This is a genomic window from Methylobacterium currus (assembly GCF_003058325.1).
In the GTDB taxonomy this organism is placed as follows: Bacteria; Pseudomonadota; Alphaproteobacteria; order Rhizobiales; family Beijerinckiaceae; genus Methylobacterium; species Methylobacterium currus.
In genome coordinates this window covers 148347-164453 of sequence record NZ_CP028843.1, presented here as the reverse complement: position 1 = coordinate 164453, position 16107 = coordinate 148347, and the positions used below count along the sequence as shown (strand labels likewise).

Genomic DNA, 16107 nt, shown 5'->3' with positions numbered 1-16107 from the left:
ATCATGATTGACGTCATGTAATAAGACCAAGGGAGTGAGCATGGCCGCCACCTCGTCGCCGGAGGCGCAGAAGCGGGAGCACCGCGTCAGGGAGCGCCGCGTGACCTGGGCCGATCCGCGGGCCCTGGCCCGGGCCGGCCAGGGCCTGGCCGGGCTCGATTTCCTGCGGGCGCTGATCGCCGGCGAGGTGCCTCCGCCGCCGATCGTAGCGCTGATGGGCATCATGCTGGCTGAGGCCGAGCCGGGCCGGGTGACGATGCGGATGCCGGCGGGCGAGTACCTCTACAACCCGATCGGCAGCGTCCATGGCGGGGCCCTGGCGACGCTCCTCGACAGCGTGATGGGCTGCGCCGTCCACAGCACCCTGCCGGCCGGGCGCGGGTACACGACCCTGGAGATCAAGGTGAACTACCTGCGGGCGGTCACGGAGGTCTCCGGCTGCGTCACGGCGGTCGGCCGGGTGGTCCATGCCGGGCGCCGCCAGGCCGTGGCCGAGGCGAGCCTCACCGACGAGTCCGGACGGCTCTGCGCCACCGCCAGCACCACCTGCCTGGTCTTCGACCTGCCCGCCCGGGAAGACCTGCCTGCCCGGCAGGACCGGTCCGCGCGACCGGAGGAGCGCCCGTGAGCCTGCCCTACCGCACCGCCCTCATCGTCGGCGCCGGGGCCGGCATCAGCGCCGCGCTCGCCCGGCTCCTCGCCGCCGAGGGGCTGCGGGTCGTCCTCGCCGCCCGCGACATCGCCAAGCTCGCCGACTTGGCCGCCGAGACCGGGGCGGTGACCGTCGCGGCCGACGCCGCCGACCCGCAGGCCGTGGCGGCTTTGTTCGGCGAGGTCGATGTCCGCTTCGGCGCGCCCGACGTGGTGATCTACAATGCCAGCGCCCGCGTCCCCGGCCCGCTCGCCTCCCTCGACCCGGAGGCCGTGCGGCAGGCCGTGGAGGTCACCGCCTTCGGCGCCTTCCTGGTCGCCCGGGAGGCAGCGCGGCGCATGGAGCCGCACGGCCACGGGGCGATTCTGTTCACCGGCGCCACCGCGGGCGTGAAGGGGTTTCCGCTCTCGGCTGCCTTCGCGATGGGCAAGTTCGCCCTGCGCGGCCTCGCCCAGAGCGCGGCGCGCGAGCTCGGCCCCAAGGGCATCCACGTCGCCCATGTCGTCGTCGACGGCGCGGTGCGCAGCGCCCGCCGGCCCGACCCGGCCGACAAGCCCGACAGCACCCTCACGCCGGAGGGCGTGGCGCGGGCCTATCTCGACCTGCTGCGCCAGCCCCGCGACGCCTGGTCGTCCGAGGTCGAGCTGCGGCCCTGGGTGGAGCGGTTCTGACGCACGCGCCGTCAGGCCGCCCGCACCGCCTCCAGGACGCCGTGCACCCGGCCGCGCAGGCGATCCGGCCCGGCCGGCGGGTCGGAGGAGGTGGCGAGCCCCTGGGTGGCGGCGCGGCCGATCTCCTTGATCCGGCTCCTTCGGGACGTCTTTCCCACGAGGACCGCGACGATGCCTCAGGCCCGGCTTCGTCGTCTCAGTCCCGGTAGCGCGCCGCTGCGTGCGCTTGCGCAAAATTCGGCACCATCGCCCGGCGCGCCGCCTCGAACGCCTCCCACTGGCCCGCCTCCGGCAGGGACGGGATCGTTACCGCCTCGCGCCGGTCGAACCCCTTGAGGGCGGCATCCACCATCTCGCCGACCTCCATCACGCCCTGAAGGCTCTCCACCGCCCGGCCCGAGCGCTCCCAGATCTCGGTGCGGGTCGCGGCCGGCAGCACGGCCTGGACGTAGAGGCCGCGCGGCCCAAGCTCGGACTGGAGCGCCTGCGACAGGGTCAGCACGTAGGCCTTGGTCGCCCCATAGACGCCCGGCAGCCACTCGGGCGCCAGGGCCACCACCGAGCTGATGTTGACGATACTGCCGCCGCCGCGGCCCAGGAACCCCTGCGCGGCGGCGCCGGAGAGCCGCGTGAGGGCCACCACGTTGAGGTCGACGAGGCGGTATTGCGGCGTGAGATCGTCGGCGGAGAAGCCCGCCGGGGCCGCCGCGCCGGCATTGTTCACCAGGAGGCCGATCCGGGCGTCGTCGCGCAGGCGCGCCTCGACGGCGGCGAGGTCGGCCGGATCGGTGAGGTCGGCGGGCAGCACGTCGACCGCGACGCCGGTCTCGGCCCGCAGGCGGCCCGCCAGCGCGTCGAGGCGGGCGGCGTCGCGGGCCACCAGCACCAGGGGATGGCCGCGCCGGGCGAGGCGGTCGGCATAGGTGGCGCCGATGCCGGACGAGGCGCCGGTGACGAGGGCGGCTTGGGTCTGGTCGCTCATGGGGATTCTCCGGGCCGGCGGATTTTCATGATCGCCGTCATGTTTGTATTGATGATTTCTATCATCAAAATCGTCAACCGGCCCGTTCGACGCCGCGTGCGCCAGCGCACGCGGGCTCCGCAATCTCCGCACAAGGCAAGGGCGTCACAGAGCGGTGAGGCAGTGTCGCCTGTGCTGGGACGGGATTGGCAGACGAGATGTCCGGTCGCGAGCAAGCCGAGAGGCTGTGGAGCAACATCGTCGAACTCGGGCCCCGGCGCCTCGCCGCGCTCGGGCTGATCGGCCTCGTGGTGTTCCTGGCCGTGGGCTTGGGCGCCTATTACCTGAGCCGCCCGGCGCAGGAGACGCTCTATACCGGTCTCTCCCGCGAGGACGTCGCCCGCATCGGCGGCGTGCTCAAGGATGCGGGCATCCGCTTCGACGTCAGCGCCGACGGCGCCGCCGTGCTGGTGCCCTACGGCAATACTGCCCAGGCCCGGATGCTGCTGGCCGAGAAGGGCCTCCCGCAAAGTTCGAGATCGGGCTACGAGCTGTTCAACGATCTCGGCTCGCTGGGCATGACCTCGTTCATGCAGGAGGTGACCCGGGTCCGCGCGCTCGAGGGCGAGATCGCCCGCACCATCCAGGGCATGAAGGGCGTGCGCGCCGCGCGCGTCCACATCGTGCTGCCCGAGCGCGGCTCGTTCCGGCGCGACCAGCAGCCGCCTTCGGCCTCCGTGGTGGTGCGCACCGAGCCCGCCGACGACCACAGCGGCGCCCAGGCGATCCGCCAGCTCGTCGCCTCGGCGATCCCCGGCATGAAGCCTGACCGGGTCACGGTGATCGGAGCCGACGGCACCCTGCTCCTGTCGGGCGACGATGCCGGCCAGGCGCCGACCGGCAAGATGGCGAGCCTGGAGAAGGACGTCAGCCGCGAGGTGCAGGACCGGATCCGCCGGGCCCTGACCCCCTATCTCGGCCTCGGCAATTTCGAGGTCAGCGTCGCGGCCCAGCTCAACACCGACAAGACCTCGACCAACGAGACGATCTACAACCCCGACCAGCAGGTCGCCCGCTCGGTCCGCTCGACGCGCGAGAACGAGAACAGCCAGAACCGCAGCGCCCAGCGGCCGACCAGCGCGCAGCAGAACCTGCCCGACCAGCGCACCCGCTCCGACGGCAACGACACCGCCAGCAACGAGACCTCCAAGAAGGAGGACCTCACCAACTACGAGATCTCCCAGAAGGTGATCCAGACGGTGAGCGACGGCTACGCGATGAAGCACCTGTCGGTGGCGGTGCTGGTCAACCGCTCGCGCCTCATCAACGGCCAGCAGGGCCAGGAGGCCGCGACGGCCGTCGAGAAGCAGATTGCCGAGATCGAGCAGATCGTCGCCTCGGCGGCCGGCGCGAACAAGGAGCGCGGCGACACGGTCAAGGTCGCGGCAGTGGGCTTCATCAATGACGGCCAGGCCCTCGAGCCGGTGCCGCCGCTCAGCATCGCCGACGTGATGGTGCGCCAGTCCGCGACCCTCATCAACGCGGCCACCATCCTGGTGGTGGCGGGCCTCCTGATCTGGTTCGGCCTGCGCCCGGCGCTGCGCGCCATCCTGGCCGTGCCGGAGGCCGCCCAGACCGAGATGGCGGCGCTGGAAGCCGCGGGCGCGGCCGCCGCCCTGGCGGGCCCGGCGATGGCCGAGGGCGGCGCCCTGCCGGCGCCCGGCCAGGCCGTCCCCGGCCAGCCGGCGCTCGCCGGCCCCGAGGGGGTGCCCGCCATGGCGAGCCTCATCGAGGACATGGCCGAGAAGGCGAAGAACTCGCCGCAGAAGCGCCTGGAGCAGATGATCGACGTCGACGAGGAGCAGGTCGCCGCCATCCTCAAGCGCTGGCTGCTGCGTGAGGAGCCGGCGTGATGGACGCGGTGATCGCCCGCTACCTGCCGGAATTCGCGCCGACCCCGGTGCCGCCCCAGGCGGCCGCCCAGGACCGGGCGGCCCCGGGCCAGGTGCAAGCCCCCGAGACCTTCGGCAATCCCTGGGCCGGTCTCGCCCGCGCCCCGCGTGCGCCCCAGCCGCAAGCGCTCGCCGGGACGCCGGACGCGATCCGGATCGAGCCGGCTCCGGCCGGCGGCGCGCCGGCCGGATTGCTCGACACGTCGCGCGTGGAATGGCTCGAAGGCCTGCTGCCGCGTGCCGCCGCCGCTCCGGCGCCGCCCGTCGTGGAGCCTGCCGCCGCCGCCTCGCCCCTCGTCAAACCGGCCGCCGCTAAGCGCGAGACGCCGGAGGAGCGCGCGGCGCTGCTGGCCGCCGCCGAGGAGCGCGGCCGGCAGCAGGGCCTGGCCGAGGCGCGGGAGGAGGCCGAGATCGCCCGCCGCCAGGCGGCCGAGGCGGCGGAGGCCCGCCTCGCCGAGGCACGCCGGCACTGGAGCGAGGCCGAGGCCGAGGCCCTGGCCGACGGGTTCTCGGCGGCCCTGCGCGCCCTCGACGCGACCCTCTCCGAGCGGATCGCCCGCCTGCTGGTGCCGGTCCTGACCGATGCCCTGCGCCGCCAGGCTCTGGCCGAGCTGAGCGGTGCCCTGACGCGCCTCCTCGCCGAGCCGCAGGCGGCGCAAGTGCGGGTGAGCGGGCCCGAAGACCTGCTGGCGGCGCTCGCCGCCCGCCTCGGGCCACTTGCGGCCTGCGTGTCGTTCACGGCGGCCGAGACGGCGGAGGTGCAGGTGAACGCCGACCAGACCGTGATCGATACCCAGCTCGGCGCCTGGACGCGCCTCATCGCGGCGGCGGTGGCGGAGACCTGAGATGTCCGAGGGCCATCAGGAAATCATCATCATCAAGCGCCACGGCGACCACGAGGACGGTCACCACGGCGGCGCCTGGAAGATCGCGCTCGCCGACTTCATGACCGCCATGATGGCGCTGTTCCTCGTGATGTGGCTGATCAACTCCACCAGCAAGGAGCAGAAGCAGACCATCGCCGAGTACTTCAACCCGGTGAAGCTCGCCGAGGTCACCCACGACAAGAAGGGCCTGCGCGATCCCCACGACACCCCCTCCGAGCCCGGCGCCGAGGGCGGCAAGGCCGAGGGCAAGGGCGGTGAAGGCAAGGGCGAGGGAAAGGGCGAGGGCAAGGCCGGCGACAAGGCGAGCGAGGCCGCGCCGGGCAGCCGGGCGCGGGAATCGGCCCTGTTCCAGGACCCCTACGCGGTGCTGGCGCGGCTCGCCGCCGAGTCCGAGCGCGGCGACACGGCGAGCGCCGACGCGGCTGCGGTGGAATCCGGCCAGCCCGGGATCAGCGGCGGCGACGCGGCGCGCGACCCCTTCGATCCGCTCTACTGGCAGGTCGAGCCGCTGCCGCGCCACCGCACTGAGCGGCCGGGCAAGGTCGGCACGGCGGTGACGGCGCCGTCCGAGAACCGCCTCGACGCCGCGGGCCAGGTCGCCTCCTCGGCCAAGCCGCGCGACCCGAAGGATCCGGTGACCCGCGTCGCCTCCGCCGAGGACGGACTGCCGCTCACCCCCCGGGATCCCAAGGATGCGGCTTCGAAGGATGCGGCTTCGAAGGATGCCGCCAAAGATGCCGGGAAATCCGCCGCCCTCAAGGAGCCGGCGCCGAAGGACGCTGCCAAGGATCAGGCCAAGGATCAGGCGAAGGACGCCACCAAGGACAAGGCGGCCGAGACCGCCGCGGTCGCCGCCATGAAGGCCGAGGTCGCCAAGGCGGTGGCGCCGCTCGCCACCGGCACGCCGATCCCGAAGGTCGAGGTGCGCCGCTCGGGCGAGGGCATCCTGATCAGCATCACCGACGACATCGACTTCAGCATGTTCAGCATCGGCTCGGCCGAGCCGACCCCGAAGGTGGTGAGGGCGATCGAGAAGATCGCCAAGGTGATCGGCAGCCGGCCCGGCCGCATCGTGGTCCGCGGCCATACCGACGGCCGGCCGTTCCGCTCCGAGACCTACGACAATTGGCGCCTCTCGTCGGCCCGGGCGCAGATGGCGTCCTACATGCTGGTGCGCGGCGGCGTCGACGAGGCCCGGATCGAGCGCATCGAGGGCTATGCCGACCGCCAGCCCCGCAACCCGGCCGACCCGAAGGCGGCGGAGAACCGGCGCATCGAGATCCTGCTGCGGGGGCTGCCCGAATGAGCCGCCACGCCGCCCGCCTCGCGCTGGCCGGGCTCCTTCTCGCGGCCGGGCTGCTCCCGGTGACCCTGCCGGCCCGCGCCGGCGGCGACGGCCACGGCGACGGCCATGCCGCGCCGGCCGCCGACGCGCATGGCGGCGGCGGGCATGCCGATGCCGCGCATGGCGGGGGCGGGGACGGCCATGGCGGGCATGGTGCGCCGGCCAAGCCCATCGAGCCTCTGCCGGTGGCGCCCCGCGGCCTGCCGGTCGAGCTGGTGCGCACGCTGCAATTGCTGCAGGACCGGATCGCCCGCGGCTCGACCCAGGCCCACCTCGCCCAGCGCCAGCTCCTCGGCCATATCGAGCAGCGCCTGCTCGCCCTCGAGCCGGAGGCCTGGGCGGCGCCTGAGAACGTGCGTGCGGCGGTGACCTTCGCGCTCGGCGGCGGCGGTCCGACGCTGCTGCGGCGGCTGCGCGAGACGGGCAAGGTGCCGGAGGACCTGTCGGCCCTGGTGCAGGGCGCGCTCGCCTACCTGGAGGGCCGCGAGCGCGACGCCAGGACCCTGCTCGGCCGCTACGATCCCCGCACGCAAGCCCCGGGCCTCGCCGGCCAGCTCGCCCTGACCCAGGCGGCGGTCACGGTCCGCGAGGCGCCCCGCAAGGCGATCGAGCTCCTCGACCTCGCCCGGCTGCTCGCCCCCGGCACCCTGGTGGAGGAGGGGGCCCTGCGCCGCGAGATCTTCATCCACGCCCAGGGCGGGGATGCGACGCGCTTCGAGGCCCTGTCGATCCAGTACCTGCGGCGGTTCCGCCGCTCGGTCTATGCCGGCAATTTCCGCCAGCGCTTCGCCACGGCGCTGACCCGGCTCGATTTCGACAGCGACCGCGCCCGCGTCGACCGTCTCGAGCGCATGCTCGACGAGATCGAGCCGGGAGAGCGGCGCGACCTCTACCTGCTGGTCGCCCGGGCCGGGCTGGAGCAGGGCCGGCGCGAGACCGCGACCTTCGCGGCCGAGCGGGCGCTCAGCCTCGCCGGTCCCGACAGCGAGGCCGCCGCCCGGGCCCGGCTCTACCGCGCCGCCGCCCTGATCGTCGTGGATGGGCGTTACGAGGAAGGGCTCGAATCCCTGCGGGCCGTCGACCGGGCCGGGCTCGATCCGTCCGATCGCAGCCTCCTCGACGCTGCGCTCTCCACCGCCGGCCAGATCCGCGGCGGCGCGCCGCCGGCGCCGGCGGCTCCCCCCGCCCCGCCGGCCGCCGACGCCGCCCCGCCGGCCGGCCGGCACCAGATTCCCGAGGCCGCCTCGATCGCCCGGGCGCGCGAAGCGCTCGCGCAGGTCGACCGGATGATCGACAGGACCGACCCGTGACTCCCCTCGACGCGATGCTGACGGGCCCGCGGCTGCGCCTCGACGGTGCCCGCACCACCGGCGACCCGGTCCGCCCCGATGCCGGATCCGGCTTCGACGCCGTGCTCGGCGGTCTCGAGAGCCGCGAGCGCCCCGCCCGCGCGGACTCGCCCGATGCCGGGACCGAACCGGCTCCGGAGCCCGACGAGGCCCCCCGCGCCGGCGCGCCGCGCCCCGCCCCCCTGGGCGCGCTCATCGCTGGCGCGCTCCCGGGCGGCCCCGCTCGTCCGGGCGACACGGACCTCGCCGACCTGATGGAGCGGGCCGCCGGCCGGCCGCCTGCGCAGACCGGGCCCGGGACCGCGTCGGGATCCGGAGGCGCCGCCTCGGCGACCCGGCTCCCGGCGGCCGGAGTGTCGTCGGCCGGCGCTGGCGAGGACGCCGCGCTCTCCACCTCGCCATCCGGCCTCCTCGATCCCGCGGCGCGGGAGGTGCTGCCGCATCACCAGGCACGGCTGCGCGCGGCGTCGGCTCCGGCAGCCGAGAGCTGCGACGGCGCGCCGGACGGCGAGAGCGGGGCCTCCGACGCCACGCCGTCATCCGTTCCGGCCGACGGTGCCGCGCTCGCGGCCCTGCCGTGGCCGGCGCGCACCGATGCGGCGATCCCGCTCCCGCTGGCGGCCGGCGCGCCGGCCTTCGCGCCTCCGCCGCCGGCCTTCGGAGCTGCGGCCGGGTCGGCGACGACGGCCGCGTCCGCGCCGCTTCCCGCCGTGGTCGTGGTCGCGCAGGAAACCCACTTCGCTCCGATCGCGCCGCCCGTCCTGGCGGCTCGCGCCGGGCAAGGCGCGGCGCCTTCCCTCACGAGCGCCGCCGGACCACTCTCCGCTTCGCCGAGCGTGACAGGGGCGGCATCCCCTCCGCAGCCCGTCGGGGACATGCCGGCCAGGGCGGCGTTGCCGGGCCTCCCGGCTCCGGGCTCTGCCGAGACGGCCGGCCGCGCGCCGTCGCCGATGAATGCAGGGGCCGCCCCGGCCGCGACGCAGCAACCCTTCGGTCGTCCGGTCCGCATCGACGCGCCCGATCCGTCCACGCCTCCGGCCGGGACGGGAGCGTCGGAATCCGGTCGTGCCGCGGCGGCAGGCGGCGCCGTCTCGCTCGCCGGGGGGGGCGAGCCGATGCGTCCGGGCGTGGCGGACCCCACCGCACGCTCGTCCGGGCCGGATGCGGCGTCATCGTCGGAGGCCAAATCCGGGGAGGCCAAATTCGCGGAAGCGAAGCCTGTCTCCGAAGCCAGGCTTCTGCCCGAGGCTAAATCCGCGCAAGAGATCAAGCCCTCGCACGCGATCGAGGCCGTCGCCCCGGCCACGCCCGGCGAACGCCGTGCCGAGGACCCGGCAGCGGGTCTCCTCGCCCCGGCGCCCGCAGCCGGGCCCGCGCCGGCCCCGGCCGCGCTGCCCGCCGCCACCCTGCGCCAGATCGCCGATGCGGTGGCGACCGGGGCCGCCTCCCTGCCCGACCCCGCCACGGTCCGGGCCGGTGCGGTCGCGGCCGCCTGGAGCGCCGCCGCCCAGGCGGAGGGGCCGGTGCGGCTCCTGACGCTGCAGCTGCGCCCGGCCGAGCTCGGCCAGGTCCAGGTCCGGATGCGGCTCCAGGACGGTCGCCTCGAGATGACCCTGCGCGCCGAGCGGGAGGAGACCGCGGAGCTCCTGCGGCGCGATGGTGGCCTCCTGAGCGCGCTCGTGCGCGAGGCGGGCTATCAGCCCGATCTCGTCACGGTGCAAACCGGCCGCCTGCCGGGCCAGCCCGAGGCGTCGCCAGGGACCGCACCGGGCGGCCAGGCCCTCCCGTCCTTCGCCGGTGGGCAGCAGCAAGGTGGCGCGAGCCCGGACCAGCCGGCCCGCCGCATCCCCGACGCGCCCGAGGAAGGCGGGCGCAGGAGCATGGAGCAGAGAGATGACGCGCATTCCGGCGATCGCGGCCGCGGCGGTCTTTACCTTTAGCGCCGCCACGGGCGCGGAGGCCGCCGCCACGGTCTCCGGTGCCGCCAGGGCGCCGCTGCCGCCGACCGGCAATGTCTGCGAGCAGCAGATGGCGCAGGCCGCCGCGCGCCACGGCGTGCCCCTCGGCATGCTCTATGCCGTCGGGCTGACCGAGAGCGGCAACCGCGGCTCCCTGCAGCCCTTTGCCATGAATATCGGCGGCAAGGCCTATTTCGGCACGAGCGCCGCCGACGTGATCCGGCGCTTGGGCGAGGCGCAGGCCAGCGGCGTGCGCCTGGTCGATCTCGGCTGCATGCAGATCAACCACCATTACCACCGGGCGAAGTTCTCCTCGCTCGAGGCGATGATCGATCCGCGCCAGAACGTCGAGTATGCCACGCTCTTCCTCAAGGAGCTCAAGGCCCGGGAGGGCAGCTGGACCCTGGCGGTGGCCCGCTACCATGCCGGCCCGAACAACAACCCGGCGCAGAAGCAGTATGTCTGCCGGGTGATCACCAACATGGTGGCTTCCGGTTTCGGCCAGTGGACATCGGGGGCCAAGACGTTCTGCCAGTAGTGACGTTCTGCCAGTAGTGACGTTCTTCCAGGACTGGCGTTCTGCCGGTCAGGCGCGGTTGCCGGCGGGATTCCGGGTTACCCGACGTAGGTGTAGCCGATGTAGCGCTTGGCCTCGATCGGGTCGTGGCCGAGGGCTTGCGCCAGCTTCTTGCGCAGCTTGCTGACGTGGCCCTCGACGACGCTCTCCTCGACGCCGTCGCTGTAGACGCCGTAGACGCCGTTGAAGAGCTGGGTCTTGGTCACCCGGCGGCCCCGGTTGCGCACCAGGAATTCCAGGATATGCCGCTCGCGCCGGGGCAGGGAGAGGGGCACGCCGTCGACCTCGGGGTCGCGACCGTCGAAGAACACCCGGAGCCGCTCGGGACCCCGGGCCTGCGGGATCGGGGCTCCCTGCGCCTCGCAGGGTCGGGCGGCGGCGTCCGCGGCCTGCGCCTGCTCCCCGTTGACCCGCCGCCAGATCGCCTCGGTCCGGGCCAGGATCTCGCGCACATGGACCGGCTTGGGCAGCACGTCGTCGATCCCCGCGTCGAACAGCACCAGGGTCTGCTCCAACGATCGCGAATCGGCCAGCGCGATGATCGGCGCGCGGGATTGCCGGCGGATCGCGCTCGCGCAGCGGGCACGCTCGTCGAAATCGCCCAGAAGGAAACCCTGCACCGCGTCGAGGTCGCTGCGGGACGCCGATTCAATCCAGCTCGTGAACTCCTCCGGCGAGAGCGAAAAGGAAGATACCCCTTCCCGATCGAAGCCAGCCTTGAAGCCCGCGTTGACCGATTTCCTGGCGTCAACCAAGAAATACATCTGTCGTACCCTCATCGAGCCAGGCGGGAGGCGCGGCGGCACGCCGTCCCAACCTGTGCCCCATCTTCTGCCCTCGGGGTCGAACCTTCGGCAGACCCGGATGCGGCGTGCGCGCACAGGTCTGAATTCCTAAGGCTGTCCGATTTGCGCCGATCGAATTCATGTCCGGGCCGCGGCGGCCGGTCAATGACCGGCGCGCCGCAGCGGGCCCGCTTCGCAAGCCTTTTTGTTAAGAATCGATCAGAGTGTGGATGCGGGGACGCGTTAGGCCGCTGTTAGTTCAAAACCACGGCCTTCTGGGCACGGAGCATCCCGAATCAGGCGAGGCGGGCATCCGACAGGGCGCGGGCGAAGGTGTCGAGGTGCAGAGGGGGACCGTCCTCGGCCAGGATGCGCTGGATCGCCACCCCGACGAAGCAGCCGTCGAGGACGAGCTTGAAGAACACCGTCACGGGCTTGGCCGCGAATTCCATGTCGAGCACCACCTGCATCGAGCGGCCCCAGTCGAGGCAGACGTCGGCGGCGTCGGCATAGGTCAGGGTGGCGTGCTTGAAGAACGGCTCGGCCGAGGAGGCGACGAGGTCGGCGATGTTGCCGTGGCGCTCGCCCCGCACCCAGCCGATCAGCACGCTGCCGTCGAGCAGGCAGAATTCGCTGATGAAATCGCGGAGCGCCGTCGCGAAGACCTCCTCGGCCGCCGCGATCACATCTCGGGGGACCGTCCGGGCCTGCGCGAGATCGTGGTCGTGAGGGATCATCGTTGTCTCGCGAACAGGAAGAACAGGATCTGCGCGACCGCGCGGTAGAACTCCGCGGGGATCATTTGGTCGACCTGGACAGCATCGTACAGCGACCTTGCCAGAGGCTTGTCTTCGATCACCGCGATGCCGTGCTGTTCGGCGATTTCGCGGATGCGCAGGGCGATGAGGTCCTGACCCTTGGCCAGCACGATCGGTGCCGGCCCCTCGGACGGCTCGTAGCGCAGGGCCACCGCGAAATGGGTCGGGTTGGCGATGACGACGGTGGCGCGGCTGACCTGGCCGAGCATGCGCTTGCGGGTGCGGTCCTGGGCGAGCGAGCGCAGGCGCGCCTTGACGCTCGGATCGCCCTCGATCTGCTTGTGCTCGTCCTTGATCTCCTGGCGCGACATTCTCAGCGAGCGCTGCCAGCGCAGGCGCGCCCAGACGAGGTCGCCTGCCACGATCACGATGGTGGCGATGCTGACGGCCGAGACCAGGCGGATCGCGGTCGTCAGGATCAGCTCGGGGAGCTGGCTCGGGTCGACGAACATGGCACTCACGGCTTTGCCCTGTTCCGAGCGCAGGAGCAGGAGGACGACGAGACTGACCGAGGAGACTTTAAGGACGGCTTTCAGGAACTCGACCTGACCGGAGCGGCCGAAGATCCGGCTCCAGCCCGAGGCCGGGGAGATGCGGTTCCATTTCGGGGCGATCCGGTCGGCGACGAGGCTCGGGACGTTCTGGGCGAGGGAGGCGACGAGCCCGAACCCGCTGAGCACCAGCAGGATCGGGGTGAGGAATCGGGCGAGCGCGAAGCCGGTGGCGTGCATCAGGGTCAGGGCGTCCTCTCCGCTCGCGAGCGAGAAGCCGCCCGGATGGTCGAGGAACGAGGACAGGTCGCGGGCGAGCGCCGCCGCCTGGCCCCGCACCACCAGGCTCAGGCAGACCAGGAGCCCGAGGATCGAGGCGAAGACCGGCGCTTCGCGGGAGAACGGCACGTCGCCCTTCTCGATCGCATCGCGCACCTTCCGCTCGGTGGCGGCCTCGGTCTTGCTCTCCTGGTCGGTCTCGTCAGCCATGCGTCGAAGCGCGGGGCGCGCGCCCCGCCCCGGCCGGTGCGCGGGGCGTCGTCCGGTGTCGGATCGATCGCAGCGCGGGCGCGCGACCCGGCGCCGTCGCCCCGCTCATCGCTCGCCGCTCAGCGGATGAGGGCTTCATCCTCGCCTCCCGGGTTGATCTCGATCTCGCCGCGGCCCGCCATGTCCATGGCGAGGTCGGTGATGCTGCGGCGCGCCTCCATCACGTCGCGCTGGGCGGCCGGCTCGCCGCCGTTGAGCTCGTGCTCGACCATGCGGCGGACGCGGGCCGAGAGGGCGCTCAGGACCACCGTGCGGAACTCCGCCTCGGTGCCCTTGAGGGCCAGCACCAGGCGGTCGTTCGGCACCGCGTCGAACAGGGTGGTGCGCGCGCGCGGCGCCAACTTGACGATGTCGTCGAAGGTGAAGAGCAGGCCCTTGAGGATCTCGACCGATTTCGGCCGCGAATCGGCGAGGCTGTGGAGCGCCTCGTCCATCTGCTGGCGGTCCATCTTGTTGATGATGTCGGCCATCTTGGCGTGGGTGTCGGCGCCGGAATTGCGCGACCCGTTGATCAGGAAATCCTCGTGCAGGGCGCGCTCGACCGCCTGCATCACGTCGTCGACCACCGGCTTGAAGCTCAGCATCCGCCGCATCACGGTGTTGCGCACCGGCAGCGGCAGGTGCCCCATCACCTTGGCGGCGATGGCGGGCTTGACCTTCGACAGGATCAGGGCCGCCGTCTGCGGATGCTCCTTGACGAGATAGCTCGCCAGCACGCTCTCCGACACCGTCGCCATGCGCTCCCAGACCGAGCGGTTGGCGTTGCCGCGCAGGTCGGCCAGGATGTCGGCGACCTGGTCGGCCGGCAGCAGGCCGGTGAGGAGCTTCTCGACCTCGGTCACCGTGCCGACGAGGCTCGCCCCGCCGGCGAACTCCTCGGCGAAGCTCTCGACCACGGTATCGACCTGGTCGGGGCTCACCGCGCCGAGCCGCGAGGCCGAATGGGTGATCCGCTTGATCTCGTCCGGCTCGAAATATTTCAGCAGGCGGCCCGCCGCGGGCTTGCCCATGGCCAGGAGCAGGGTCGCGACCTGGTCGACGGGCGCGAGCTGCCGGGAGGCGCTGCGCAAGGCCGGAGGGGACACCGAGACGTTCACGCGGTCAGCCGTTCTGTGCGGCGTCGGCCGGGCCGACCACCTCGGTCAGCGAGACGCCGAAGCGGGAATTGTCCTCCTCGACGATGACGATCTCGCCCCGGGCGATCACCCGGCCGTTGACCATCACGTCGACCGGCTCGCCGACCCGGTGGTCGAGGGGCACGACGGCGCCGCGGCCGAGCTTCATCAGGTTGGCGACCGGCATGGTGGCCGAGCCGAGCACCACCTGCATCAGGACCGGGATGCGCAGGATCGAATCGAGGTTGCGTCCGTCCTCGGCCGGCGGGGAGGCCGGCTGGGAGCCCTGGCTCGGGAAGGCGGGGCTGGCGCCGGCGTCGGGGAAGGGGCTCGTGCTCATCGCGGGCTCGCGTGGAAGTCTCGAAATGTCCCTGACAGGTCTAGGCGATCAAGCTGATCCGAGGCTTGCGGCCGGATCTCGCTGCCGGATCGCACGGCTTCGTCCGTCGTCCCCGCTCGACGCGTCGATGTCGGGACCTCCGGTGCGTGAGACCGTGTCTGTGCCTGCGCCGCGCCCGGGCGGAACACGACGGAGTGGGCAGCGACCAGTGTCCCGCGAAAACGATACCGGATCGTGCAGGGGATGCGGCAAAATCGAGGCTCCGGAGCGGCGCTCGGCCGCCGCGCGCGAGCGGCGCCCGACCCCACGGCGATCGGATGTGGGTCTCGGCCGTCGATCGTGCCGCATCGTCCGCGACGAACCGGTCGTCACGTCGTCGGGCCGCGCTCTAGCGGCCGCCTTCGGCCCGGGCCGCGTCGCGCCGGCCGGCCTCGAGGGCGTCGAGCGTCGCCTTCGCCTCGTCGATCTTGGCGCTCAGAGCCTCCAGCACCGCGCGGCCCTCGCCGGTGAAGCTGCGCACCGCCTCGCCGGCGCTGGCCAGCGCGTGGCCGGAGGCCGCGACCGCCCGTCCGTACTCGGCCTGGGCGCGGTCGAGGCGCTTGAGCTTCAGGTAGAGCGGCAGCACGCAGGCATTCGTACCGACCAGGGCGGCGAGCAGCACTCCGTCAACCAGCGACACCATGCTCCGCCCCTTCCTTGTCCTGGCTGATGGCCTCGTCGATCCGCAGGACGTAGGCCCCCTGAGACTGCCCGGCATGGCACCAGAACAGCGGCTTGTCGTTGCCCTCGAGCTTGATCCGCGTCGCCGGGGTGGCGTCGAGGGCGATCACCTGGCCGACCTTCAGCCCGGCGATCTCGCCCAGGGTCAGGTGGCGCTCCTCCAGCACGGCGCGCAGGTGCACCGTGGTCTTCTGCACCTCGGCGGCGATCTGGGACGCCCAGCGCGGGTCGCGCCGGGTGCTGGTTTCGCCTGTCAGCACCTTGGCGAGGCTCGGGCGCAGCGGGTTGAGCACCGATTGCGGGATGATGATGAACATCTCGCCGCCCCGGCTGAGCGCCTGGATCAGGAACTTGGCCTGGATCGCCTTGTTGCTGCGCCGGCCGATCACCGCGAACTCCATCCGGGTCTCGGTGCGCTCCAGGTGGAACGCCGTCTTCGAGACGAGGCCGAAGGAGGATTCGAGCGCCCGGCCGACCTGCTCGAGGATCATCTGGGCGATGCGCAGCTCGATCGCCGAGAAGGCGCGCTCGTCGTCGACCGGCTGCTCGCTGCCGTCGGCCCCGAACAGCGCCTCCACCATGGTGAAGACGAAGTCGCGGTCGAGGCCGACCAGGATGTGGCCGTCCCAGGCCGGGGCGCTGAAGATGCCCACCACCGCCTTCATGTCGTAGGCGTCGAGGAACTCGCCGAAGCGTCCGCTCTCGACGCCGTTCAGCGAGTAGAGGATCGACGAGGCGGCGAGGTGCTTGATCCCGTCGCCGCAGGCGGTGGCCAGGCGGTCGAAGATCAGCTGCAGCATCGGCAGCCGGTCCAGGGAGAGGCCGGCGGCCTCCTGGATGCGGGCGCGGATGTCGGCCGGGCTCGTGAGGACCGTCGGGGTCGAGGAGCCGGTCGTGGAAGGGCCGGATGTGGGTGGGGTCATGGGTCGGGTGTCCC

Annotated in this window: 17 protein-coding genes; 8 read left to right on the top strand and 9 right to left on the bottom strand. The window is 72.7% G+C overall.

Translation table 11 applies throughout. The annotated features are described in order from the left end of the window. Window positions 1-40 precede the first annotated feature (40 nt). Window positions 41-628 (top strand): PaaI family thioesterase, encoded by a 588-nt coding sequence (locus DA075_RS00770; RefSeq protein WP_099951570.1) that lies wholly within the window; start codon window positions 41-43, stop codon window positions 626-628. Next, window positions 625-1323 carry an SDR family NAD(P)-dependent oxidoreductase gene (locus DA075_RS00765; protein ID WP_099951569.1) on the top strand — a complete coding sequence of 233 codons (699 nt, stop codon included), beginning with the start codon at window positions 625-627 and terminating at the stop codon, window positions 1321-1323. The genes DA075_RS00770 and DA075_RS00765 overlap by 4 nt, the downstream gene beginning before the upstream one ends. Window positions 1324-1334: 11 nt before the next feature. Here DA075_RS00765 and DA075_RS36315 read toward each other — a convergent pair whose 3' ends face one another. Both DA075_RS36315 and DA075_RS00760 read right to left on the bottom strand, forming a co-directional pair. After that, window positions 1335-1481: a hypothetical protein gene (locus tag DA075_RS36315; protein WP_164712179.1), complete on the bottom strand. Its 147-nt coding sequence runs from the start codon at window positions 1479-1481 to the stop codon at window positions 1335-1337. 38 nt (window positions 1482-1519) lie between these two features. Further along, a complete protein-coding gene (locus DA075_RS00760; RefSeq protein ID WP_099951568.1) occupies window positions 1520-2305 on the bottom strand; it encodes an SDR family NAD(P)-dependent oxidoreductase in 786 nt (261 codons plus the stop codon). 197 nt (window positions 2306-2502) lie between these two features. Here DA075_RS00760 and fliF point away from each other — a divergent pair, with 197 nt between their 5' ends. From fliF to DA075_RS00730, 6 genes are read left to right on the top strand one after another with little or no spacing between them, the layout of a single operon-like run. Then, a complete protein-coding gene (gene fliF, locus DA075_RS00755) occupies window positions 2503-4197 on the top strand; it encodes a flagellar basal-body MS-ring/collar protein FliF (RefSeq protein ID WP_099951567.1) in 1695 nt (564 codons plus the stop codon). Beyond that, window positions 4197-5081, top strand: a complete 885-nt coding sequence (locus tag DA075_RS00750; RefSeq protein ID WP_244936463.1) for a hypothetical protein — start codon at window positions 4197-4199, stop codon at window positions 5079-5081. Before fliF ends, DA075_RS00750 begins: the two co-directional genes overlap by 1 nt. 1 nt (window position 5082) lies before the next feature. Continuing rightward, a complete protein-coding gene (locus tag DA075_RS00745; RefSeq protein WP_099951566.1) occupies window positions 5083-6429 on the top strand; it encodes a MotB family protein in 1347 nt (448 codons plus the stop codon). Further along, window positions 6426-7778, top strand: coding sequence for a chemotaxis protein MotC (locus tag DA075_RS00740; RefSeq protein WP_099951565.1), 1353 nt, complete (start codon window positions 6426-6428; stop codon window positions 7776-7778). Before DA075_RS00745 ends, DA075_RS00740 begins: the two co-directional genes overlap by 4 nt. Continuing rightward, the gene (fliK, locus tag DA075_RS00735) at window positions 7775-9757 is read left to right on the top strand and encodes a flagellar hook-length control protein FliK (protein WP_099951564.1); all 1983 of its coding nucleotides are present in this window, start codon (window positions 7775-7777) and stop codon (window positions 9755-9757) included. The genes DA075_RS00740 and fliK overlap by 4 nt, the downstream gene beginning before the upstream one ends. After that, window positions 9711-10313 (top strand): transglycosylase SLT domain-containing protein, encoded by a 603-nt coding sequence (locus tag DA075_RS00730; RefSeq protein ID WP_232386667.1) that lies wholly within the window; start codon window positions 9711-9713, stop codon window positions 10311-10313. Before fliK ends, DA075_RS00730 begins: the two co-directional genes overlap by 47 nt. Window positions 10314-10390: 77 nt before the next feature. On the opposite strand, the gene DA075_RS00725 is transcribed toward DA075_RS00730, so the two are convergent. From DA075_RS00725 to DA075_RS00695, 7 genes are all read right to left on the bottom strand, one after another. Further along, window positions 10391-11116 carry a response regulator transcription factor gene (locus tag DA075_RS00725; RefSeq protein ID WP_099951563.1) on the bottom strand — a complete coding sequence of 242 codons (726 nt, stop codon included), beginning with the start codon at window positions 11114-11116 and terminating at the stop codon, window positions 10391-10393. 317 nt (window positions 11117-11433) lie between these two features. Continuing rightward, entirely contained in the window at window positions 11434-11874 is a 441-nt protein-coding gene (locus DA075_RS00720; RefSeq protein ID WP_099951562.1) for a hypothetical protein, read from the bottom strand. Further along, entirely contained in the window at window positions 11871-12935 is a 1065-nt protein-coding gene (gene flhB, locus DA075_RS00715) for a flagellar biosynthesis protein FlhB (RefSeq protein ID WP_099951561.1), read from the bottom strand. Before flhB ends, DA075_RS00720 begins: the two co-directional genes overlap by 4 nt. 119 nt (window positions 12936-13054) lie before the next feature. Continuing rightward, entirely contained in the window at window positions 13055-14092 is a 1038-nt protein-coding gene (locus tag DA075_RS00710; RefSeq protein ID WP_099951560.1) for a flagellar motor switch protein FliG, read from the bottom strand. A 4-nt stretch (window positions 14093-14096) separates the two neighbouring features. Continuing rightward, window positions 14097-14450: a flagellar motor switch protein FliN gene (fliN, locus tag DA075_RS00705; protein ID WP_099951559.1), complete on the bottom strand. Its 354-nt coding sequence runs from the start codon at window positions 14448-14450 to the stop codon at window positions 14097-14099. Window positions 14451-14838: 388 nt separating this feature from the next. Next, window positions 14839-15132 carry a hypothetical protein gene (locus DA075_RS00700; protein ID WP_099951558.1) on the bottom strand — a complete coding sequence of 98 codons (294 nt, stop codon included), beginning with the start codon at window positions 15130-15132 and terminating at the stop codon, window positions 14839-14841. Beyond that, complete coding sequence (locus DA075_RS00695; RefSeq protein WP_099951557.1) at window positions 15116-16093, bottom strand: flagellar motor switch protein FliM; 978 nt, start codon at window positions 16091-16093, stop codon at window positions 15116-15118. Before DA075_RS00695 ends, DA075_RS00700 begins: the two co-directional genes overlap by 17 nt. Between the last annotated feature and the right edge of the window lie 14 nt (window positions 16094-16107).